The following is a 22,634-nucleotide window of genomic DNA, read 5'->3' on the forward strand; positions in this document are numbered from 1 at the left end:
CGTCACGTTACGAGAATGGACGGTTTTTTATGTATGGAACGTACGTTTGTTTGGTACGATGGAAAGAGAAAAGAGGAGGAGAGACTATGGAAATCGAAGAGTTTTTCGGCGAGCAGTTTCATCATTGGCGGGAGCGGTTCCGTTATTACGAGATGGCGATCACCGAGCTCGAGAGCGATCTTGGCATCATCGATCTCGACTGGCAGACGCGGCTCGGCTACTCCCCAATCGAGCATGTGAAGACGCGAATGAAGACACTTCCGTCCATCGTCCGGAAGATGAAGCAAAAAGAATTGCCGCTCGAAGTGGACGCGCTTTGGGATCACGTGCATGACGTCGCCGGTGTCCGCATCGTCACGAGTTTCCGGGACGACATCTATGCGATTCTATACCATTTGAAGAAGCGGGACGACCTTCAAATCGATGAAATCAAAGATTACATCAAGCATCCGAAGCCGAGCGGATACCGGAGCCTCCATCTCATCGTCCGGACGAAAGTATATTTGGCCGAGCGCGTCATCTGGGTGCCGGCCGAGATTCAAATCTGGACACTGGCGATGGACTTTTGGGCGGCGACGGAACATAAACTCCAATACAAGTATCAGCAGCAAATCCCTGAGTCGTCCCGAGTCGAGCTAACCGAGGCGGCGAACATGGCGGATGCTCTCGATACGCAGATGGGCCGGATTCGTGAACAGATTTTAAAGAAATGAAAAATCCCCTTTCCTGCCGAGGCGGGAAAGGGGATAAAAGCATTAACGTGAGTAGTACTCGACGATCAATTGCTCTTTGATTTGGTCGTTGAGCTCAGCGCGCTCAGGAAGACGTACGTACGTACCTTCGAGCTTTTCAGCATCGAACGTGACGTAGTCTTTTGTAGCTGGTGCTACTTCGAGCGCTTCAGCGATCGCTTTGAAGTTTTTAGACTTCTCACGAACTGAGATGACTTGACCTGGTTTTACACGGTAAGACGCGATGTCTACACGTGAACCGTCAACTTGGATGTGACCGTGGTTGACGAGTTGGCGCGCTCCACGACGTGTGCGAGCGAGACCCATACGGTAAACGAGGTTGTCAAGGCGTGACTCGAGCAAGAACATGAAGTTCTCACCGTGAATTCCTTGCATTTTCCCTGCATCGTTGAAGATGCGACGGAATTGCTTCTCGTTGATTCCGTACATGTGACGGAGTGCTTGCTTCGCTTGAAGCTGAAGACCGTATTCAGAGATTTTACGACGACCATTTCCGTGTTGACCTGGTGCGTAAGGACGTTTTGCTAATTCTTTACCCGTTTCGCTAAGCGAGATGCCTAAGCGACGCGAGAGTTTCCAAGCTGGACCTGTGTAACGAGCCATGTTTGGACTCCTCCTTGTTGTTCATGTATTTTGCACAAAAGAACAACGGTGTCAAAGACGGGTGACGCCCCTTTCAAGGTTCAAGCACCTTCACTTGATAGCGAAGCTACGAGATGCTCCTCCGACAAAGTCGAGGCCCGAAAGGTGGATACGTCTGTCGATGACTGCTATCGTCATTTCATGCACAAAAAATAGTATACGATGAATAAAACGGCTTGTCAATCAGATGAAGCGAAGTAATGTCTGGCAAAATTGCTCGAGGCCTTGACGGTCGACTTCTGAGAAGCGATCGAACTCGGGGCTGTCGATATCGAGCACGCCGATCGTCTCGCCATCACGCACGAGCGGGACGACGATCTCTGAGTTCGATGCGGCGTCACAGGCGATATGCCCTGGGAACTTGTGGACGTCCGCCACGAGTTGCGTCTCTTGTGTCGAAGCGGCTGTTCCACACACGCCTTTCCCGAACGCGATATGGACACAAGCGGGGAGTCCTTGGAACGGCCCGAGGATGAGCGCGTCTTCGCCGTTCTTCATATAAAAGCCGACCCAGTTGATCCGATCTAGAAATTGGTTAAGGAGCGCGCTCGCGTTGGCGAGGTTCGCGACTTCGTTCGTTTCGCCTTCTAACAGTGCAGCGAGTTGTTTGTTCAGCAGTTCATAGCCGGCGGCCAAGTCGCCAGAGTAAGCAGTCGTTTGAAACATATGATTCCCTCCTATATGAATACAAGCTCAGATATGCATCATCGTACACGCATTTTTTCAATTTGTCTTCCGAAACGTTTTTATGAGCGCGCAACATTCTCACGTCAAACCATTGGAAAACCTATGCAAATCCACAGTTGTATAATATGATTAAGTATATCTATACTTATAAAATACATCATTTTCTTCTTTACGATACATAAGTCCATGAAAGCGGCTTGGAGGTTGTGACAAAGATGGATTACGGATTATACGGGATTTTAATTGGAATCATCGTCATCGCGCTAGGGGCCATGCTCGCTAGTATGCTCATTCGAAGAAAGTATTACCAAAAAATTGATGATTTGGATATTCGCAAACAAAGTATTCTCAGTGCGAGTATCCCGGCCGAGCTTCAAAAGTTTAAGCAGTGGCCGATGGAAGGCGAGACAAAAGAGAAGTTCGATCGCTGGCATCAGTCGTGGGACGAGCTCGTCAGCGTCCATACCGGCCAAATCGATGAATCGCTTTATCGGTCGGAAGAAGATCTCGATAAGTACCGCTTCTTGAAAGTGAAATCGGACTTGGACGCGACGGAACAGTTGATTGAAGAACTCGAGTCGATGGTGCACGCCATGCTCGACGAGATGGATGAGTTCAATCAACACCATTCGTCGCTTCTCGACATCGTCAAAAAAGACGAGAAAGAGCTGTACCAGCTAAGAAAGACGCTCGTCTCACAAAACAATGCGTTCGGACCGACGTATCACCTCGTCGAAGCCGAGATTGCAGCAGCCGAGGCGAAGCGTAACGAGATGATGACGCTCAAACAAGTTGGGCAAGTGTCAGAGGCGTTCTTGGCGGGACAAGACTTGTCGGCGAAAGTGACGCACATTCGTGAACTCGTCGGTGTCATCCCGCAGTTCGTTCGGACCGTTCAAGTCGACTTACGACAGCAACTCAACCAGCTCCGTTCGGGCCACAAAGAGATGCAGATGGACGGATACGCCCTTGAACCGCTCGGTTTAATGGAAGAAATCGAACAGGCGGAAGACCGACGTCAAGCGCTTATGGAACGCATCGAACGGCTCGAGTTCGACCATTTCGAGACGGACATGCAACAATTGAGCTCGGATATCGATCAACTGTTCGAAGCGTTCCGCACCGAGATCGACGCGCGCCAATACGTGAAAAAAGAGTTCGCGACCGTCCGTGAACGTGATGAGAAGACAACAGAACTCATGACGCGATTGAACGAAGAGATGTCTCGCCTAATCAGTAACTATGAGATTAACGCCCGGGTCGGCGAAGAGTTCGAGCAGCTCGAACGGGAACGGACGACGCTCTCGGCGAACGTCCATGACATCGAGCAAGCGCTCAGCGCCCAAATGCTTCCGTTCAGCCTCGTTAAATCGAAAGTGCAGGAAGCGAAGCGGTCACTCGATCAATTCGCGGCCATGCATGAACGGTTTATCGACAACACGAACTCGCTCCGAAAAGAAGAACTCGAAGTGCGCAACAAGCTCGAAGGCTGGAAACGTGAACTGTCCGCCCATCGTCGTCTTCTCGCCAAGAGCGCGATGCCGGTCGTGCCGAACGATTTGATGAACGACATGCGCCAACTGCAAAAGAGTGTCCAGTCGCTCGATGAGCAGTTCGAGAAGGCGCCTTTCAACATGACGTACATCGTCGGCTTGAGCCACGACATCGAAGAGACGATGGACAACTTCCGGGACCGGGTCAAGGCGCTTCTTCGTCAAGTCACGTACGCCGAACAGCTGTTACAGTATGCGAACCGCTATCGCCGTCGTGACAACGAGGTGCACATCGCCTTGACGCTCGCTGAGAACAAGTTCTTGCACGGGGAGTATGGGACGGCCGTCGAAATCGGCGAGCGCGTACTCGGCCGTTTCGATGAAGCGGCGCCGCGTCAGATTCGTCAACGTGTCGAAAAGGGAATCGAGCACCAAGAATTGCTTCGAAAATAATCTATGCATGAAGATTGACGTAAACGGGAATTAACGTAGACGTCAATCTTTTTTGAATCGAGGAGGAGTTATGTGATGGGAACGTTATGGGTGAACGGAAAGATTTATACGTTGAATAAAGAAGGCGAGATGAGTCGGGCGATGTATGTCGAACATGGCCGCATCCTGAAGATGGGGGAAGAAGGGCAGCTGCGCCGTACATATGCGGGGCGTATTCAGGACATCGTCAATCTTGAAGGAAAGAGCGTCTATCCGGCGTTCACAGACTCACATATCCATTTAATCGGATACGGGGAAGCGCTCGATCGGGTCGATGCGACGGAGACGACCGATTTGAACGCGTTGCTTGAGACGATGAAACAAAAGGCGAGCGGGGATGATTGGATCGTCGCGGAAGGGTTCAACGATCGGCTGCTCGGCGAGATGCCGACGCGCGAGATGATCGATGCGGTCATCCCGGACCGTCCCGTCGTCTTGAAGCGGGTGTGCCGCCACGTGGCCGTCGTCAACTCGAAAGGACTCGAGCGGCTCGGCTTGATTCATCATACGGTCATCGAGGGCGGAAAGCTCGGGCGCGATGCGGAAGGGAAGCTGAACGGGGTGCTCTATGACGCAGCGCTCGACTTGTTGCACCGCGAACTCGGTGGCAACAAAGAGAAGAACGTCGCCTCGATTCGACGGGCCGTCGACGCCTTGTTCAGTCACGGCATCGTCGGTGCCCATACCGAGGACTTATTCTATCACGGTGACCCGCTCGAGACGATTCAGGCGTATGAAGACGTGCTCAGTGACGTCCCATTTCACGCACATCTGCTCGTCCATGAACAAATCGTCGACCGTGTGCTTCAACACGATGCGCTCTACAAGCGACCGCGCTTTGACTTCGGGGCGATGAAACTGTTCGTCGACGGCTCGTTCGGCGGCCGGACGGCGCTGTTGTCCGAACCGTATACGGACGACCCGGTCCAACGTGGCATCGAAGTGCATCGGCCGGACCATCTCGAGGCGCTCGTGAAAAAAGCCCGGTCCTACGGGATGAACGTGGCGGCCCACGTGATCGGTGACGCAGCAGCTGAACAGTTCATCGGCTTGCTTGAGAAATATCCGGCCAAACGGGGGACGCGCGATCGTATCATTCACGCGTCGCTCCTCGATGACGCGCTGTTGAAGCGCATCTCGGCGTTGCCGGTCTTGATTGATGCGCAGCCGGTCTTCCTGTCCGACGACATGGAACTACTCTTCGACCGCCTCGGCAACGAACGCGTCGACAACGCCTATCGCTTCAAATCGATGGTGGCAACGGGGGCGTTGTTCCTCGGTGGGAGCGACGCCCCGATTTCGGACGTCGACGTTCGAAAGGGGCTTTACGCCGCTGTCACCCGCCAGTCATTCGCCGGCTCGAGCACGCTCGCGCCGAACGAGCGTCTGTCGATGTATGAGGCGCTCCGGAGCTTCACGTACTCGCCACGCGTCGCCACGAACACGCACGGACGTGACGGCTTGCTCATCCAAAGCTATAATGCGACGTTCACCGTGTGGGAGGAAGACTTCTTCGACCTTCGGGGGACGGACATTTTGAACAACCGTCTCGTCATGACCGTCGTCGAAGGGGCGCCGGTATATGAAGCGGACGTCATCACGACGTAACAAGAAAGAGCCTCCGCGCAGGAGGCTCTTTCTTTAGGGATTAGAAGAATGAACGTTGAACTTTATGCCAGAACGAGTTGTTGCGGAGCTTCACTGTCTTGACGACCTTGTCCGACAGTTCGATGTCGATGCGGTCGGTATACTTCAGGCTGAGCGCTTCATTGTCCATGCCGATAATCGGATAGTCGTTGCCGTCCTCGATGATGCGGAGCGACAGTTTGCGTGACTCGTGGACGATGAACGAAGAACCGAGCGTCCGGTAACGGTTGTTGTTGACCGAGGCAATCTCGCTCACTTGCATGCATGGGATGAGCGGGTCGACGACGGCGCCTGTAAGCGATTTGTTGTAAGCCGTCGAACCGGTCGGTGTCGAGACGACCATTCCATCTCCACGGAACGTCTCGAAATGAAGATCGTCGATGTATACCTCGAAGGCGAGCGATTTGATGATACTCGATTTGATTGACGCCTCGTTCAGACAGAGAAGCGGTGTCGATTCGTTGATGGAAGCCGAAAGGAGCGGATATTTGCGCACTTCGAGCCCGGCCTCGATGCGGGCCGTGTTGTCCGAGAACAAGCGGTCGACTTCATCGAGTTTATGTATGTCGAAATCACAATAAAACTCGTTCAAGCCGCGGCCGAAGCCGACGTAAATCGCATCTTGGCGGAACCCGGTATAGCGGACGGCCTGGAGAAACGCGCCATCTCCCCCGATGGCGACGATGATGTTGGCATCCTCAGGGCGTTCGACGACGTTAAAGCCGTGCTTTTCCCCGATTTCCCGTAGTTTTTTCACTTCTTTTGTGAAATCGTTGACGTTTCGGTGATACAAATACACGTTGTTTCTCATTTGAGTCATCCCCTTTGTCGTATGTGTCTTCCCCATTATACCGTGTTTTGTTGATTGGATATAGGGAAAAACTGAAACAGCGTCGAAGCAGGATGCTTGTCATGACGCGTGTGCCATCGATATGATGGGGACGTACAATTACGCTAAAAGGGGATGGAACAATGCCAACATTTAAAGGGAACAACGTAACGCTTCAAGGGAATCCAGTGAAAGTAGGCGACCAAGCGCCAGACTTCACGGCACTGACGACGTCATTAGACGAAGTGACACTCGCGGCCTATCCGGGGAAAAAGCTGATTAGCGTCATCCCGTCAATCGACACAGGTGTGTGCGATACGCAGACGCGTGCGTTCAATGAGAAGGCGTCATCGCTTGGTGGAACGGTACTCACCGTCTCGAACGACTTGCCGTTCGCACAGCGTCGCTGGTGCTCGGCAGCGGGAATTGATAACGTCGTCACGCTTTCGGATCACCGCGATCTCTCCTTTGCGAAATCGTTCGGTGTCTTGATCGAGGAACTTCGTCTTTTGGCCCGTTCTGTCTTTGTCGTCGATTCAAACGGCACGGTCCAATACGTGCAGTATATGGACGAGATGACGGACGAAGTTGACTTCGATTCGGCGCTCGCAGCGTTCGCGGCAGCAAACTGATTCGCTTGGCGAATTCTTTGGAATCGTCTACACTAATAGAAGTGAAACGACCGGCTCTCAGTTAGAGGGCCGGTTTTGTATGGAAAGGATGAACGAAGATGGAACGATTCGAACAACTGTACCGAGATTGGAAACAAGATGTGAAAAAAGTGGTGGCTGACCTAGATGTCTTACCGCTCGAAGCGTTGATTGAAGTGCTAGAGCGCGTCGACGTGGCGTCAGAGGACATGGATGATGTACGGAAGGCGGTCAGCCTGCTCGTCCTCGAGGAGACGACGATGCTCCCCCCGAACCATCAGCCGACGCCGGATGCAGTCAGTCTGTTTATCGGGTATTTGGCGACGAAGCTCGTCGAGGACAAGGCGACGCTACTCGAGCTCGGCAGCGGCACGGGCACGCTCGTCCATGCCGTGTTGTCGCAATTGAACGAGGCGACGGCACAGGCCGTTGAAGTCGATGAGACGATGCTCCGCTTGTCTTATGCCATCAGCAACTTGCTCGAGAAGCCGGTCTCTTATTTCCATCAAGACGCGCTCGAGCCGCTCGTCGTCGAACCGGCCGACTTGACGCTCGTCGACTTGCCGATCGGCTATTACCCGAATGATGAGGTGGCGAAGACGTACGATCTGCATCGGACCGACGGCCACGCGTACGCTCACTTTCTGATGATGGAACAGGCGATGCGGCATACGGTTCCGGGTGGTCACGGCCTTTTCGTCATCCCGAACAATTTGTTTGAACAAGATGACGAAGGGAAATTAAAACAGTGGATGGACCGAGAGGCCGTCGTCAAAGGCGTGCTTCAGTTGCCTACGACGATGTTTAAAGACGAGCGGTATGCGAAGAGTTTGCTCCTGCTTCAAAAGCTCGGAGAAGGCGTCAAACGACCGAAACAAGCGCTCCTCGTCGAACTGCCATCGTTCACGGACGTCCGCGCTGTCGCCAATATCGTGAAACAGATTGATGATTGGTTTAAAACAACATAATTTTATTAGGCAAAAGACTTGAAAAACATATGTCATATCAAGTATCTTCATTATGATACAGTTATTGGTTTTCAAAAGAACAGATAAAGATACCCGTTTAAATCGAAAGGTAAGAGGTGTATGACATGACAAAAATTATGGCAGTCAACGCAGGTAGTTCGTCATTGAAGTTCCAACTTCTCGAAATGCCGTCTGAACACATGCTCGCGGTCGGTCTCGTCGAGCGCGTCGGGAAAGACGATGCAATCTTCACAATCAAATACGGCGAAGGACAGAAGTTCAACGTCGTGACACCGCTCCACACACACAAGGAAGCGGTCGAGCTCGCGCTCGAAAAATTGATTGATCTCGGAATCATCGCATCGTTCGATGAAATCGCAGGGGTCGGGCACCGTGTCCTTCACGGAAAAGAGTTGTACGCAGATTCGGTCGTCATCGACGAGGAAGTCATGAAGAACATCGAATCGTTCGTCGAACTCGGACCGCTCCATATCCCACCGAACTTGACAGGGATTCGTGCATTCCAGACGATTTTGCCGAACGTCCCGCAAGTCGCGGTGTTCGATACGGCGTTCCACCAATCGATGCCGGAAGAGAACTTCTTGTACAGCCTCCCGTACGAGTATTACACGGAGCACGGTGTCCGGAAATACGGTTTCCACGGGACGAGCCACAAGTACGTGACGCAACGTGCGGCCGAGCTTCTCGGACGTCCGCTCGAAGACTTGCGCCTCATCTCGTGCCACCTCGGTAGCGGTGCGTCAATCGCAGCGGTAGCCGGTGGTCGTTCAATCGATACGACGATGGGCTTCACACCACTCGAAGGAATCACGATGGGAACGCGCTCGGGATCGCTTGACCCGGCCCTCATCCCGTTCCTCATGCAGAAGACGGGCAAGTCAGCTGAAGACGTCTTGAACGTCATGAACAAAGAGTCGGGCGTTTACGGTCTCTCGGGGATCTCGAGTGACTTGCGTGACATCGAGCAGGCGGCAGCTGAAGGCAACCATCGTGCCGAAGTGTCACTCAAAATCTTCTCGAACCGCATCCACGGCTATATCGGACAATACGCGGCAGAGATGAACGGTGTTGACGCCATCATCTTCACAGCCGGCGTCGGAGAAAACTCGGACGTCATCCGTGAGCGTATCCTCCGTGGGCTCGAGTTCATGGGCGTTTACTGGGACCCATCACTCAACAACGGTGCACGCGGCAAAGAGTTGTTTATCAACTATCCGCATTCACCAGTCAAAGTCATCATCATCCCGACGAATGAAGAGTTGGTCATCGCGCGCGACACGGTCCGCATCGCGAACCTCGTCGAGACACACGCCTAATCAATCGTAACGTAAGGCCATCTTGTTCACATGGAACAAGATGGCCTTTTTTTAGTGCTGTGGACCTAATTCGCGCAAATTCTCGATAGGAGAATGGTCAGCTTAGTGATCCTCGTTTGTAACAATCAGGACGAAAAAACGAAACTTTGTAACGATCACGTCATAATAAAACCATTAAATGTAAATTAATATTACGAAAGTTCATTCCTCGATGTAATAACGTCATCATTCTTTAAAAACAAGAACTTTTGTAACATAACCGTAACTTTTATGTCACTCAAATGAAGTTTAGTTGTAAACGCACATCGTCTAGATTCGTCATATAGTTATCTGGACGAAACATACTCGTCTTGACTCATCGGATTACTGTACGCGTATCGAACACCTTAGAACATGACAACATGAACAACGACAAACAAACCGACTAGGAAAGGACGAACCACATGCTAAAAAAAATTGGAACGGTCTTATTACTGACGGTCATGACATTTGCCATGCTATTACCACAACAACAAGTCGAGGCAGCTTCTAAAACGTATGTCCAAAGCCAAGTGAACGGGTTGAACGTTCGGGCGGCGGCGCACGTGGAAGGGAAAGTACTCGGGAAGATCAATAAAGGGCACCAGTTGGAGCGCACCGGTTCGAAGGGCGCTTGGATTCGCGTCAACTATAAAGGGAAGACGGCCTGGATCGCCACGAAATACTTACGCACGGTCAAACCGGTCGCCAAGTCGAGCGTGAAAACGTATACGATGAACGCATCGGCCTACACGCCTTACTGCAAAGGCTGCTCGGGCAAGACGGCACTCGGCTGGAACGTTCGCACGCAAAAACATAACGTCGTCGCGGTCGACCCGCGCGTCATCCCGCTCGGTTCGAGAGTACAAGTGTACGTCGGCGGGAAGTTGATGGGGACTTACACGGCGGCAGACACGGGTGGCGCGATTAAAGGGAACAAAATCGATATCTTGATGTACTCGCAAAGTGCAGCGCTCAAGTTTGGCCGCAAGACGGTCACCGTCAAAGTGTTATAAATGAAAAAGAGACCAGCGCCGGCGCTGGTCTCTTTTTCATTATTGACGGACGATGAGGACGTCGCACTTGGCATAGCGGACGATGCTCTCGGAGACGCTACCGATGAAGAAGCGCTCGACGGCGTTCAAACCAGTCGCGCCACAGATGATGAGGTCGATTTCATTGTTCGGTGCAATCTTCTTGGCGATCGTCACTTTCGGGGAGCCGTACTCGATGACGGTCTCGACTTCTTTGACGCCCCGCTCACGGGCACGGTTGACGTAGTCATCGAGCAACTCTTTCGCATACGTCTCGGCGCGCTCGGTGATTGTCCGGTCATACGCCTCGACCGTGGCGAACGTCCGCGTATCGATGACGTGACCGATATACAGCTTCCCATCGTTACGAAGCGCGACGTCGATAGCTGTTTCGAATGCACGTTCCGCCTCTTTCGAGCCGTCGATGGCAGAGAGGATATGTTTGTAGACAATTGCCATGTAAATCCCAACCTTTCGCTTGAAATGTACGTGCGGCTTACATGTATAGTATACCACTTCTATAAAAATTCACGCCCGCTTCTGGCGAGATTGTGTGAAAATTTCACAACTTTCTTCGCGAGCAGGTTGAAGTTTGGAAATGGGGCGCGGGAACGGGTAAGATGATACAGAGGAGGGATGACGATGAAACACGTGGTCATCACGGCCGGGGCCAAAGGGATCGGCCGGGTTGTGACAGAACGGTTGTTAGAGGAAGGATGGCACGTCAGCGTGCTACAACGGAGTCAGATTGATTGGACGCACGAACGGCTACATATGATTGAAGCGCCGCTCACGGACCGAGAAGCGGTGCTTGACGGTTTCGAGCAGGCGGTGGCGCGGTTCGGTGAGCCGGATGCGCTCATCTTGAATGCAGGGCCCTACATCTTCGACCGCAAATGTCTCATCGACTTATCGGACGAAGAGTGGGACGAGGTCATCACTGGGAACTTGTCGGCCTCGTTTTGGCTCATGCGGCGGGCCATCCCCGCGATGCGCGCGAAACGGTTCGGGCGCATCATCACGTACGGCTTTCCGGAAAGCGCGACGGCCCCGGGCTGGCTGCATCGCTCCGCCTTCGCCGCAGCGAAGACCGGTCTCGTCAGTTTGACGAAGTCGGTGGCGCTCGAAGAGGCGGCCCATGGAATCACGGCGAATATGATCAACCCGGGGAACATCGTCGGGGCGCAAAAAGAAATGCGGATTGACGCAGCCGAGGCCGACGACCAGACACCGGTCGGTCGGCACGGGACAGGCGAGGACATCGCCCGGATGATCTTGTTCTTGCTCGCCGAAGAGTCGGACATGGTCACGGGAGCAGTCATCGATGTGACCGGGGGCGTGAACGTCGTCCATCAATACCGGAAGTGAGGGGATTCAGATGAAATTGGCCATCTTGACGGATATCCATGGGAACGTCCAGGCGCTCGATGCCGTCTTCAACCAGTTGGACGCGGCAGGCGTCACGGACGTGTGGAGTCTCGGGGATATGATTGCGATGGGGCCGGACTCGAACGAGGTCATGGCCCGTCTGCTCGACCGCGGCGTCCAGATGATCACGGGGAATCACGATGAGGCCGTGCTGTCGCTCCTTGAAGGGAAAGGCCATCCTGCGAGCTATGCGCATACGCGCCCGCACCACGAGTGGGTCGCCCGGACGTTGCGTCCGGAGTACGCCGATTTTTTATTTCAGTTACCGCGAACGATAGACCGAGTCGTAGGCAACGAGCGGGTTTATGGTATCCATTATCATATTCCTTTGGCGAAGCGAGCGGCGCCGATTGTCGAGGACCCGTTCCATGAGATTCTCGAGGCGACGCTTCCGAACATGCAACAACTGTTCGGCGACTATGAGGCGGACATAATCTGCTTCGGACATCATCACCCGATCCATTCGTTCGAGGACGAGTCGAAGCGCTACCTCAACCCAGGTGCGCTCGGCGTCGCGCGGGACGACTTGGCTCGATACGGCATCCTCTCACTCGATGAGTCCGGGGTCTCGATCGCGCTACAGGCCGTACCGTATGATAAGCGTGCGTTTCTCGAACGGATGGAACGGTTTGATGTGCCACAACGGGACGTCATGTATCGTTTGTTTTATTAAGTCCATAAGAAAAACCAGCCGCGCGGGCTGGTTTTTTATTTGATCTCTTGAAGTGCTTTCGGATAACTCGTCAACAAGATCGGGCCGCTCTCGGTCATGACGACGTCGTCCTCGATACGGACACCGCCGACGCCTGGAAGGTAGATGCCAGGTTCGACTGTGAACGTCATCCCGGCTTGGGCGGTCATGTCGTTGTTGGCTGCCATCGATGGGAACTCGTGGACTTCGATGCCAATCCCATGGCCCACGCGGTGCGTGAAGTATTCACCGTATCCGGCCGTCGTGATCACTTGACGGGCTGCGATGTCAATCGAGCCGAGCGTCGCGCCGAGGTTCGCCGCGTCGATTGCGGCGAGCTCTGCTTGGAGGACCGTCTCGTATATCTCGCGCTGTTTCGTGCTGGCCTCGCCATATACGACGGTCCGCGTAATGTCGGAGCAGTACCCTTGCCAGACGACACCGAGGTCGAACAAGGCGAAGTCACCTTGCTTCAACCGGTTATTTCCCGGTACACCGTGCGGGTCGGCGCTGTTCTCGCCGAAGAGGACGAGCGTGTCGAAGGACATCTCACGGACGCCTTGTCTCTTCATCGCATACTCGATTTCGGCAATGACCTCGAGCTCGGTCACGCCTTCACGGAGGGCGCGAATCCCCGCCTCGATGGCCATGTCGGCGAGTTCGGCGGCGCGCTTCATGACACGGACCTCGGCTTGCGACTTGATCATGCGGAGCGCTTGCAACTCCTCGGTCAAATCGATGATTGAAAGTCCGGCGAAACCGGCCCGGAGTTGTTCGACCCGGTTATATGTCAAATGCTCGCCTTCGATGCCGATGCGCTCTGGGACGATTTGTTGGTCGAGGAACAGTTTGACGACTTTGTCCCACGGGTTCTCATGGTCCATATAGGTGACGATGTCGCCCGTCCAGTCGCTCGCCTCGACAATCCCTTTCTCAAGGGCGGGGCAGACGATGGCCGTCGTCCCGTTCTTCAAGACGAGGATGGCAATGAGCCGTTCGTGGGCCTCGGCGTAGACGCCTGAGAAATAAAAGACGGACGCTTTCGAGGTGATGAACGCGGCGTCCAACCCTTTCGTCGCCAAAGATTGTGCGATTTGGTTCGTTCGTTGGTTCAAGTCGATCCCTTCCTTCTCGTTCAATGATGTTCGAACTCATTATATCGTTTTCAAAATCAGAAAGGAAATGTAACCATTTCATTAGTACAGTTTGAACAAGTTGGACTGATACAGTATACTAAAAGTGACAGAAAATGTATTAAGGGAAAGGACTCGTGACATGACAACAAAACATGAACAGATCATTGCACATATCGAGTCGCTCGATGTGGGAGCCAAGATTTCTGTTCGCCAAATCGCAAAAGAGTTGGCGGTCTCAGAAGGAACGGCTTACCGGGCCATCAAAGAAGCCGAGAACTTGGGATTCGTCTCGACAATCGAACGGGTCGGCACGATTCGCATCAAGCGGAAGCATAAAGAGAACATTGAAAAGCTGACGTTCGCCGAAGTCGTCAACATCGTCGACGGGCAAGTGCTCGGCGGTCGCGACGGCCTTCATAAGACACTCTCGAAATTCGTCATCGGTGCGATGAAGCTCGAGGCGATGATGCGTTATATCGACGTCGATTCGCTCGTCATCATCGGGAACCGGGAGAAAGCACACGAGCTCGTCTTGCAGTCTGGCGGAGCCGTCCTCATCACCGGGGGCTTCGATACGACGGACGAAGTGAAGCGAATGGCCGATAAATACAGCATGCCGGTCATCTCGACATCGTATGACAGCTTTACGGTGGCGACGATGATCAACCGGGCCATCTACGACCGTTTGATTAAAAAGGAGATTTTACTCGTATCCGATATCGTCATCCCGCTGCACGACACGTTCTACTTGAAGGCGGACGATACGGTGAAGCGTTGGCACGAATTGAACGAGCGGACGAAACATAACCGCTATCCCGTCATCGATGACCAAATGAAAGTCGTCGGGGTCATCACGGCGAAGGACATCATCGATCGGTCTCATGACACGGAGATTGAGAAAGTGATGACGAGAAGCCCGATCACCGTCGGCGTCCAGACGAGCGTGACAAACGCCGCCCATCAGATGGTATGGGAAGGCATCGAGATGTTGCCGGTCGTCGACAACTATGGCCGTCTACTCGGCATCATCAGTCGACAGGATGTGTTAAAAGCGCTCCAGCTCGCCAACCGGCAGCCACAAGTCGGCGAGACGTTCGACAACATGATCACGAACCAGTTGAAAGAAGACCCGACCTCGAACGGGACGGCGTTCACCGTCGAAGTGGCACCGCAGATGACGAGCCATATGGGGACGGCATCGTCAGGCGTGTTGACGACGCTCCTCGTCGAGGGGGCGACGCGAAGCTTGCGTCACATGAAAAAAGGGGATCTCGTCGTCGAGAACATCACCGTCTATTTCATGAAGCCGATTCAAATCGAGAGTCAAATCCGCGTCTCGGCCAACGTGTTCGATCTCGGACGGAAGTTCGGGAAAGTTGACGTCGAGATGACGCAAGGGACGCAACTCGTCGCCAAGGCGCTCGTGACGGCACAATTGATTGACCGCTAATAAAAATGAGCTGATGGATTCATCAGCTCATTTTTATATCATCACGATTGGTGAATCGGTTCATCGGCAGCGAGCGGATAGAGTTTCCGGTAGCGGATGAACCCGACGATGGCATTGCCGACACCGAGAACGAGCATGACGATGCTGACAATCCAGCCGACGGTCGAGTCGAGAATGAACCCGCCAATCATTTGGTTGATCGCGAACAAGGCGAGGAACATGCTGAGCCAAATGAGGGCCTGCGTGTTGAACAATGCTTTTCGATACGGCGTTTTCGTAAGATAGGCACGTCGTTTATAGACGAAGTAAGCGCCGAGGGCAAACAGGATGAGCCCGATCAGAACAAGTTGAGCCAAGTGAAGAAACCCCTTTCAGACAAGTAATCTGTTATCATCATACCATAGAATAACGTTCAAGAAAGCGAGGAATGGCTATGGCACATTGGCCAGAAGCAACAAGCATCAAACAAGCAATCGAAGAGGCGAAGACGATTTTGATTCACCGCCACGTCCGTCCGGACCCGGATGCCCTTGGCAGTCAGTTGGGGCTAAAACGCATCATCGAACGCGCGTATCCAGAGAAGGACGTGTATGTCGTCGGTGGAATCGTGCGCGATTTAGAGTTTTTAGGGAAGATGGAACACGTCGAACCGGAGATGTACGACGAAGCGCTCGTCCTCGTCCTCGATACGGCCAACCACGAGCGAATTGACGGGCCACATGCGCTCAAAGGGAAGAGGGTCGTCAAAATCGACCATCACCCGGATGAAGATCCGTACGCGACACAACAGATCGTCGACACGTCGGTCAGTTCGACGTCTGAGATGATTGCTGAGCTCGCAGAGGCGTGGGGGCTCGCGCTCGACGAAGAATCAGCCTTCCTCTTGTTTGCCGGCATCGTCGGGGACACGGGGCGTTTCCAGTTCCGTAACGCGACGCCACGTACGTTCGAAGTGGCGGCGAAGCTGTTATCGTTCGGCATTGACACGGGCCGGCTATATCGTCAAATGTATAAGACCGATTTGGCGACGTTGCAACTTCAAGGTTACGTCTTACAAAACGTCCACGTGACGGACGCGGGGGTCGGCTATGTGAAAATCGATGCCGATGTGCTCCGGACGTTTCATGCGACGCCCGAGGCGGCGTCACAACTCGTCAACAGCTTCTCGGGGCTCGAAGGCTTAAAGTGTTGGGTCATGTTCGTCGAGAACAAGGATGAGATTCGCGTCCGCATCCGTTCGAAAGGCCCGGTCATCAACGAGGTGGCGAAGCGGTATCGTGGCGGTGGGCATCAAATGGCCGCCGGAGCGACGATTGACAAGTGGGAAGAGATGGAGGACGTCATTGCGGCGCTTGACGAGGTGGCGCATCCGTATACGTTCGAAAATGAAGAGAGCTGACCGCGGTCAGCTCTCTTCATTTTGTCTCGTCTGCTTTTGGGATGAACCACGTGCCGCGATCGGTCACGTCCTCGACGACATCGAGTTGATATTCGGTGATGTACTTGCGGAGCCGTTCGATGATCTCCGGGCTGTCGGCGAACACGGTCTGTCCATTTTGCAAATCTGCCAGTTTATCGCGCGCGATTTGTCCCCGATTAATAATCATACGCTTTTACCCCCTTTTACGATGACTTTTGTCTATAATTATTGTATCAGAGAAGTGGTGATAGGAGTTTGACAATAATCAAAAAAGAGAGGAGGGGTCAGATGCTTCATTTGAATGTCCAATCGGCGTATAGTCTGATGCAGAGCACGGTTCGGTTGGAAGCCTATGTGGCACAGATGGCCGAACGTGGTAGCCGTGCCGTGGCGCTCGCCGACGACGCATATTACGGCGTCCCTCAATTTTTTCGGCTGTGTGCGCGTTATAACGTCAAACCGGTCATCGGTTTGCGTACGGTGCTACGGGTCGACGGGCTGGACGTGGCGGTGCTCGCGTACGCTGTCGAGGCGAGCCACATCGAACAGTTGTACCGGCACGTTGGGGGAGGGGCAATCACCGAAGCGACGGAACTCGCCATCGTCGTCTTACCTGATAATTGGAAGACGAGCGACCCGATGCATCGTCGTCGCCTCTTCCATCAATTGCTCAATCACGTAAAAGAGGACCGACTATGGCTCGGTCTGCCTGCACCGCAGACGACAGAGCACGTCCTCGTGTTGAAGCAGCTGCGGGCAATGCGTGAGGAACTCGGTGTCCGGCTCATCCCCGCTCCGGAGACGCGGTATATGCGCCAGGACGACTTTGAGGCGTATCGCGCTTTGGTAGCGATCGGGGAAGGGGACGTCATCTCGGAAGAGGACATCCATCACCGAGGGCGCCATGTGCGTCTGCCTAGCGAGATGAACGATTGGTTCGATGCAGACGAGCTCGCCGAATTGGAGCGTTTCGAGGCAGGCGTCGAGCCGATTCAGTTGCCGGAAGCGGCTGCTGCCATCCCTGAATTGTCGGAAGCCTATCCACGATTGAAGCGGCTCGTCGCCGAACGGCTAAAGCAGAAGGGGTTGCTCCGTGAACCGTATCTCGAGCGGGCGCGCTATGAACTCGAGGTCATCGAACGGACCGGCTTCGCCTCGTACTTCCTCATCGTCGAGGACATCGTTCGTTTCGCCAAGGATGAAGCGATTGAAGTCGGGCCGGGGCGCGGATCTGCGGCCGGTTCGCTCGTTAGTTTCGCCCTCGACATCACCGAGGTCGACCCGGTTCAGTTTGACTTGCTGTTCGAGCGTTTCTTGAACCCGGAACGTGTATCGATGCCTGATATCGATTTGGACTTCGAAGACGAGCGCCGTGAGGAAGTCGTCCGCTACGTGCTCGAGAAGTACGGGGCACATCATGCCGCCCAGATTGGGACGCTTGCCACGTTCGGGGCGAAAGCGGCACTCCGCGACGTCGCCCGTGCCCTCGGCATGACGCTCGAAGAAGGGCAGGCGGCCAGCAAACAAGTGCGCGATGACGGTCTTCAAGGCGTGCGGTCTAATCCGACGAAGATGAAATGGTTCGCCGGCAGTAAGAAGCGGTCCCAGTTATTGAAGATCGCCTCGGAGCTCGAGGGATTGCCCCGCCAAGCCTCCATCCATGCCGCCGGACTCGTCCTCAGCCGGGAGGCGTTAGAGAACGTCACGCCGCTCCAACCGACGGATGGCGAACAAGTGACGCAATATAATATGAAGGATCTCGAGGCGCTCGGTCTTTTGAAAATTGATTTACTCGGCTTGCGGAACTTGACCCGGCTCCGGCAGATGGAGACGCTCATCCGTGAGTCCGACGCGATGTTCTCGTTGAAGACGATCCCGCTCAACGATGCGAAGACGCTTCGTCTGTTGGCCCGTGGTGACACGGATGGCATTTTCCAATTCGAGTCGGATGGGATGAAACAGGCGCTCCGTCAAGTGAAGCCTTCCGCATTCGAAGATATCGTCGTCACGATGTCGCTCTATCGTCCGGGACCGATGCAGTTTATCGAGACGTACGCGAAGCGCAAGCACGGCATGCCCTATCAGCCGGTCCACCCGGTCGTCGGTGAACTGATGACGACGACGCACGGCGTCCTCGTCTATCAGGAGCAAGTGATGCGTCTATTGCGTGAACTGGCCGGTTACTCGTACGCCGAGGCGGATTTGGTACGACGGGCCATCGCCAAAAAAGATGTCGCGACGATCGAAGTCGAGAAGGCGCGTTTTCTCGAGCGGTCTGCCGCTTCTTACGGAGAGGACTCGATGCGTCAAGTGTTCTCGTGGATCGAGAAGTTTGCCGGCTACGGATTCAACCGTTCGCACGCGGTCGCATACAGCCTGATCAGCTACCGGCTCGCCTATGTGAAAGCCCATTTTCAACGGGTGTTTTATGTCACGACGTATGACAAGACGAGTCAACTCGTACGGATGTTGCGAAAAGATAAAATCCCAATCTATCCGCCTGACGTGTTACACGGACAAGCCGGCCCGTTCCTTGAAGGTCCGGGCGTGCGACTCGGGCTCAAGGCGATCCTAGGCTTGACGAAGCGGGACGTCGAGCGTTTAATAGCGCATCATGAAACGTTTAAGGATGTAGGACAGTTGCGAGAGTTGATGGAGTGGGGCGCAAAAGACGAGTTGAAGCTGCGGCGATTGCTCGGTGCCGGTGCGCTCGATCGCCTCTATCACGGTGAGCGTAGACAAGCGTTCCTCGCCGTGACGCGTCTACGCGAACAAGCGGATACCCATCTCTTGCCGGATGAACTGTCCGCGCTCGGTTTGAAACGGACAGAGCCGGTCGAACCGAACTGGTCGGAAGAAGAGCGGGAGGCGCTCGGGACGTGGATCGTCCATTCACCATTAATGACAGTCGCACCGCTCAATGTGACGACCGTGACGCTCGATGAAGTATCAGTGGGGGAAAGGGGATTTGTCGTCGTATACGTCGATGCGATTCGCACGTTCAAAACGAAGAAGCATGAGGACATGGGTGTGATGATGGTCGACGACGGCGTCACCCAAGACGAAGTCGTCATCTTCCCGCGCGTGTTCCAAGCGTTCGGCCGATCGCTCTATAGCGGCAACGTCCTATTGCTCGAAGTCCATTCGAATGAGCGGGACGGCCGCCGCCAATGGATCGTCGAACGCGTGCGGCCATTGCACGGGCAGGCGTTGTTCGTCCGTCTTCGGCGCGAGACGTTCGCGGAGCTCGAAGAGTTGCTACATGCGTCACCGGGCGATGTGCCGGTCGTCTGTCGCTTTTCGGACTCGAAAGAAGTGAAGCAGCTCGCTTCCGCGTATTCGGTCAATCCGACGGAATCGTTGATGCAGGCGTTGAAGAAACGGTTCGGTGAGACGGAAGTCGTCTTGAAACGAGTGGACTCGAAAATGGCTGGTACGAAAACTAGTACCAAGTCATAAAAAGTGGTATAATCTGATTAATTGGTCTGACCACTTTAGAGAGAATGCCATGTTAAATAAGGGAGTTGAACGGTCAGATGCATGGAAAACACGCATCCTCATTTCACGAAAACATTTCGAAAATACGTTCGTTAATCGTTCAGGCGTCATTGAAACCGGGAGATCGTCTCCCGTCAGAGCGCGAACTCGCCGAGACGTTGTCGATTAGCCGGTCCTCGGTCCGAGAAGTGTTGCGCGCCCTCAGTTTTTTGGGGATCGTCGAGACGCGGCACGGTGGCGGCACGTTCTTGTGTGAGCAAGATCGACATCGCTACATCGAGATTTTGTCTGAGTTTATCGTGACGAAGCAGACGAAAGCGACCGACATTGTCGAGATGCTCCGTTTGCTCGAACGATTGGCGTTCTCAGAAGTCGAACCGACGAGAGAGCGCGTGCAGGCGCTCGAAGCGGTCTTGACCTCGGACCGCTTGTTCCGTCAACAGCTCATCTTCAGTTTGAAGAACGAGTTGTTCATCCGCATTTGGAGCGAGGTCAACCGCTTTTATGATGGGACGGAGACAGGTGACTTATATAGCCTAGACGAACGAACGGAACTGTTTGAAATGTGGCGTAAAGTGGGGATGCCGGAATGAACGAGGGGGAAGCGATGACTGCTTTTTTCAAGAAACCAAAACGATACATGCCGTTGCGCCAACGCGAACCAAAGATTGATGCGCCGCAAGGGTTGATGACAAAATGTCCAGCTTGTAAATATATGCATTACACGAAACAGTTGAACGAACACCATAAAGTATGCGACTGTGGGTATCATTTCCCGCTCAGTGCCGATGAACGCATCGCGATGCTCGTCGACAGCGGCTCGTTTGAACAGTTTGCAGGACCGAATGTGTTGCGAAATCCGCTCGACTTTCCTGAATATGAAGAAAAGTTGGCGAAAGACAAAGAGCGGACCGGAATCGAAGAAGCCATCGTCTGCGGACGGGCAACGATATCTGGTCAACCGTTCGTCGTCTGCGTCATGGACGCACGCTTCCGGATGGGTTCGATGGGCGCCTACGTCGGGGAAGCGATCGCTTCAGCCGTAAGAAGAGCGACCGCCGAACGCTTGCCGGTCGTCTTGTTCACCGCTTCTGGCGGCGCGCGTATGCAAGAAGGGATGGTCAGCCTCATGCAGATGGCGAACACGTCAATCGCATTGAAGCAACATGATGAGGCCGGCCTTCTTTATATCGCTTACTTAACGCATCCGACGACGGGCGGGGTCTCCGCGAGCTTCGCGATGCTCGGCGATTTGAACGTAGCCGAGCCGGGCGCGCTCATCGGGTTCGCCGGTCGCCGGATTATCGAACAGACGATTCATGAAAAGCTTCCGGAAAACTTCCAAACCGCTGAGTTTTTATTAGAGGCGGGTCAGCTTGACGCCGTCGTTCATCGTGAACAGATGCGTACGTTTTTACACAACATGATCACGTTACATGGTGGAGGTGTGAACCGTGTTTGATCCAATCAAAGAAGTGAACGAACAACTTTATAAACTTCGCGAGACGGCCGAGACGAAAGGGATTGATTTGTCTCGTGAGATTCGCCATCTCGAAGCGAAGTTACACCGATTAGAAAAAGACATTTATGGGAATATGAAACCGTGGGATCGCGTCCAGTTGGCTCGGAACCCGAAACGGCCGACGACGCTCGATTACATCAATCAACTGTTCCCAGATTTCATTGAACTTCACGGTGACCGGCACGGATATGACGATGCGGCCATCGTCGCAGGGATTGCGACGCTCGACGGTGCACCGGTCACGATTATCGGACACCAACGCGGGCGGAACACGAAAGAGAACATGGCGCGGAATTTCGGGATGCCCCATCCGGAAGGGTATCGAAAAGCCTTGCGCTTCATGAAACAAGCGGAGAAGTTTAATCGCCCGATCATCACGTTCATCGATACGAAAGGGGCGTATCCGGGTAGAGCCGCCGAAGAACGCGGACAAAGTGAAGCGATTGCGCGCAACTTGTTCGAGATGGCGACGCTCAAGACGCCAATCGTCTCGGTCGTCATCGGGGAGGGCGGATCTGGCGGTGCGCTCGGCATCGGTGTTTGCGACCGTCTGCTCATGCTCGAGAACAGCACGTACTCCGTCATTTCGCCGGAAGGGGCGGCCGCATTGCTCTGGAAGGATGCGAAACTTGCGGAACGTGCTGCTGAGACGATGAAGATTACAGCACAAGACTTGTATGGATTGGGGATCGTCGATGAAGTCGTCACGGAAGTGTTCGGAGGCGCGCATATGGATGTGTCATTACAGTCTTCACTTCTGAAGCCTGTATTAACACAACACATCAAAGACTTAGGACAACAGAGCCGAGACGAGCTGTTAAGCGGTCGTGCCGCCAAATATCATCAAATTGGCACAATTGGCTCGTGAAAACGGTAACAACCGCATAGCCAAACCGTTCAATCGTTCACCGGTTGACCGTTTCCGAACGTACCCCATGTT

Annotated in this window: 22 protein-coding genes; 15 read left to right on the plus strand and 7 right to left on the minus strand. The window is 53.9% G+C overall.

All coding sequences use genetic code 11. The annotated features are described in order from the left end of the window. Positions 1-86 precede the first annotated feature (86 nt). Positions 87-713 (plus strand): GTP pyrophosphokinase family protein, encoded by a 627-nt coding sequence (locus tag DI14_RS13070; RefSeq protein WP_034809265.1) that lies wholly within the window; start codon positions 87-89, stop codon positions 711-713. 42 nt (positions 714-755) lie between these two features. Here DI14_RS13070 and rpsD read toward each other — a convergent pair whose 3' ends face one another. Together rpsD and DI14_RS13080 are read right to left on the minus strand one after the other, a co-directional pair. Then, entirely contained in the window at positions 756-1,355 is a 600-nt protein-coding gene (gene rpsD / locus DI14_RS13075; protein WP_034809266.1) for a 30S ribosomal protein S4, read from the minus strand. A 222-nt stretch (positions 1,356-1,577) separates the two neighbouring features. After that, positions 1,578-2,060 (minus strand): GAF domain-containing protein, encoded by a 483-nt coding sequence (locus DI14_RS13080; RefSeq protein WP_034809267.1) that lies wholly within the window; start codon positions 2,058-2,060, stop codon positions 1,578-1,580. A 236-nt stretch (positions 2,061-2,296) separates the two neighbouring features. On the opposite strand from DI14_RS13080, the gene ezrA reads away from it, so the two are divergent. Together ezrA and DI14_RS13090 are read left to right on the plus strand one after the other, a co-directional pair. Then, a complete protein-coding gene (gene ezrA, locus DI14_RS13085) occupies positions 2,297-4,027 on the plus strand; it encodes a septation ring formation regulator EzrA (RefSeq protein ID WP_034809268.1) in 1,731 nt (576 codons plus the stop codon). Positions 4,028-4,102: 75 nt separating this feature from the next. Then, positions 4,103-5,674 (plus strand): amidohydrolase, encoded by a 1,572-nt coding sequence (locus tag DI14_RS13090; RefSeq protein ID WP_034809270.1) that lies wholly within the window; start codon positions 4,103-4,105, stop codon positions 5,672-5,674. A gap of 40 nt (positions 5,675-5,714) precedes the next feature. Here the strand turns inward: DI14_RS13090 and DI14_RS13095 are convergent, their stop codons facing one another. Further along, positions 5,715-6,533: an NAD kinase gene (locus DI14_RS13095; protein ID WP_034809272.1), complete on the minus strand. Its 819-nt coding sequence runs from the start codon at positions 6,531-6,533 to the stop codon at positions 5,715-5,717. Positions 6,534-6,685: 152 nt separating this feature from the next. Here DI14_RS13095 and tpx point away from each other — a divergent pair, with 152 nt between their 5' ends. The 4 genes from tpx to DI14_RS13115 all read left to right on the plus strand — a co-directional run bounded on the left by tpx (position 6,686) and on the right by DI14_RS13115 (position 10,531). Then, positions 6,686-7,174: a thiol peroxidase gene (gene tpx / locus DI14_RS13100; protein ID WP_034809274.1), complete on the plus strand. Its 489-nt coding sequence runs from the start codon at positions 6,686-6,688 to the stop codon at positions 7,172-7,174. Positions 7,175-7,272: 98 nt separating this feature from the next. Then, positions 7,273-8,160, plus strand: coding sequence for a class I SAM-dependent methyltransferase (locus DI14_RS13105; RefSeq protein WP_034809276.1), 888 nt, complete (start codon positions 7,273-7,275; stop codon positions 8,158-8,160). Positions 8,161-8,285: 125 nt separating this feature from the next. Beyond that, positions 8,286-9,497, plus strand: a complete 1,212-nt coding sequence (locus DI14_RS13110) for an acetate kinase (protein WP_034809278.1) — start codon at positions 8,286-8,288, stop codon at positions 9,495-9,497. A 443-nt stretch (positions 9,498-9,940) separates the two neighbouring features. Further along, positions 9,941-10,531: a 3D domain-containing protein gene (locus DI14_RS13115; RefSeq protein WP_034809280.1), complete on the plus strand. Its 591-nt coding sequence runs from the start codon at positions 9,941-9,943 to the stop codon at positions 10,529-10,531. A 39-nt stretch (positions 10,532-10,570) separates the two neighbouring features. Here DI14_RS13115 and DI14_RS13120 read toward each other — a convergent pair whose 3' ends face one another. After that, positions 10,571-11,008, minus strand: coding sequence for a universal stress protein (locus tag DI14_RS13120; protein ID WP_034809282.1), 438 nt, complete (start codon positions 11,006-11,008; stop codon positions 10,571-10,573). Positions 11,009-11,191: 183 nt separating this feature from the next. Here DI14_RS13120 and DI14_RS13125 point away from each other — a divergent pair, with 183 nt between their 5' ends. Together DI14_RS13125 and DI14_RS13130 are read left to right on the plus strand one after the other, a co-directional pair. Next, positions 11,192-11,917, plus strand: coding sequence for an SDR family oxidoreductase (locus tag DI14_RS13125; protein ID WP_034809285.1), 726 nt, complete (start codon positions 11,192-11,194; stop codon positions 11,915-11,917). A gap of 10 nt (positions 11,918-11,927) precedes the next feature. Then, entirely contained in the window at positions 11,928-12,650 is a 723-nt protein-coding gene (locus DI14_RS13130; RefSeq protein ID WP_034809288.1) for a metallophosphoesterase, read from the plus strand. Between the two features lie 35 nt (positions 12,651-12,685). Here DI14_RS13130 and DI14_RS13135 read toward each other — a convergent pair whose 3' ends face one another. After that, on the minus strand, positions 12,686-13,783 hold the full coding sequence (locus DI14_RS13135; protein ID WP_034809503.1) for a Xaa-Pro peptidase family protein: 1,098 nt from the start codon (positions 13,781-13,783) through the stop codon (positions 12,686-12,688). A 160-nt stretch (positions 13,784-13,943) separates the two neighbouring features. Here DI14_RS13135 and DI14_RS13140 point away from each other — a divergent pair, with 160 nt between their 5' ends. Then, positions 13,944-15,254 (plus strand): DRTGG domain-containing protein, encoded by a 1,311-nt coding sequence (locus DI14_RS13140; protein ID WP_034809290.1) that lies wholly within the window; start codon positions 13,944-13,946, stop codon positions 15,252-15,254. Between the two features lie 41 nt (positions 15,255-15,295). Here the strand turns inward: DI14_RS13140 and DI14_RS13145 are convergent, their stop codons facing one another. Continuing rightward, positions 15,296-15,610 (minus strand): YtpI family protein, encoded by a 315-nt coding sequence (locus tag DI14_RS13145; protein ID WP_034809293.1) that lies wholly within the window; start codon positions 15,608-15,610, stop codon positions 15,296-15,298. A gap of 77 nt (positions 15,611-15,687) precedes the next feature. Here DI14_RS13145 and DI14_RS13150 point away from each other — a divergent pair, with 77 nt between their 5' ends. Next, positions 15,688-16,653, plus strand: a complete 966-nt coding sequence (locus DI14_RS13150; RefSeq protein WP_051622728.1) for a bifunctional oligoribonuclease/PAP phosphatase NrnA — start codon at positions 15,688-15,690, stop codon at positions 16,651-16,653. Between the two features lie 16 nt (positions 16,654-16,669). Here the strand turns inward: DI14_RS13150 and DI14_RS13155 are convergent, their stop codons facing one another. Continuing rightward, the gene (locus DI14_RS13155) at positions 16,670-16,861 is read right to left on the minus strand and encodes a hypothetical protein (protein ID WP_034809296.1); all 192 of its coding nucleotides are present in this window, start codon (positions 16,859-16,861) and stop codon (positions 16,670-16,672) included. A 101-nt stretch (positions 16,862-16,962) separates the two neighbouring features. On the opposite strand from DI14_RS13155, the gene dnaE reads away from it, so the two are divergent. From dnaE to DI14_RS13175, 4 genes are all read left to right on the plus strand, one after another. Beyond that, complete coding sequence (gene dnaE / locus DI14_RS13160) at positions 16,963-20,133, plus strand: DNA polymerase III subunit alpha (RefSeq protein ID WP_034809297.1); 3,171 nt, start codon at positions 16,963-16,965, stop codon at positions 20,131-20,133. 77 nt (positions 20,134-20,210) lie between these two features. Continuing rightward, positions 20,211-20,765: a FadR/GntR family transcriptional regulator gene (locus DI14_RS13165; protein WP_034809300.1), complete on the plus strand. Its 555-nt coding sequence runs from the start codon at positions 20,211-20,213 to the stop codon at positions 20,763-20,765. Between the two features lie 14 nt (positions 20,766-20,779). Further along, a complete protein-coding gene (gene accD, locus DI14_RS13170; protein WP_034809507.1) occupies positions 20,780-21,634 on the plus strand; it encodes an acetyl-CoA carboxylase, carboxyltransferase subunit beta in 855 nt (284 codons plus the stop codon). Next, complete coding sequence (locus tag DI14_RS13175; RefSeq protein ID WP_034809302.1) at positions 21,627-22,562, plus strand: acetyl-CoA carboxylase carboxyl transferase subunit alpha; 936 nt, start codon at positions 21,627-21,629, stop codon at positions 22,560-22,562. Before accD ends, DI14_RS13175 begins: the two co-directional genes overlap by 8 nt. Positions 22,563-22,634: the final 72 nt, after the last annotated feature.

It is taken from the genome of Exiguobacterium sp. AB2, from assembly GCF_000696055.1.
Classification (GTDB): Bacteria; Bacillota; Bacilli; order Exiguobacteriales; family Exiguobacteriaceae; genus Exiguobacterium; species Exiguobacterium alkaliphilum.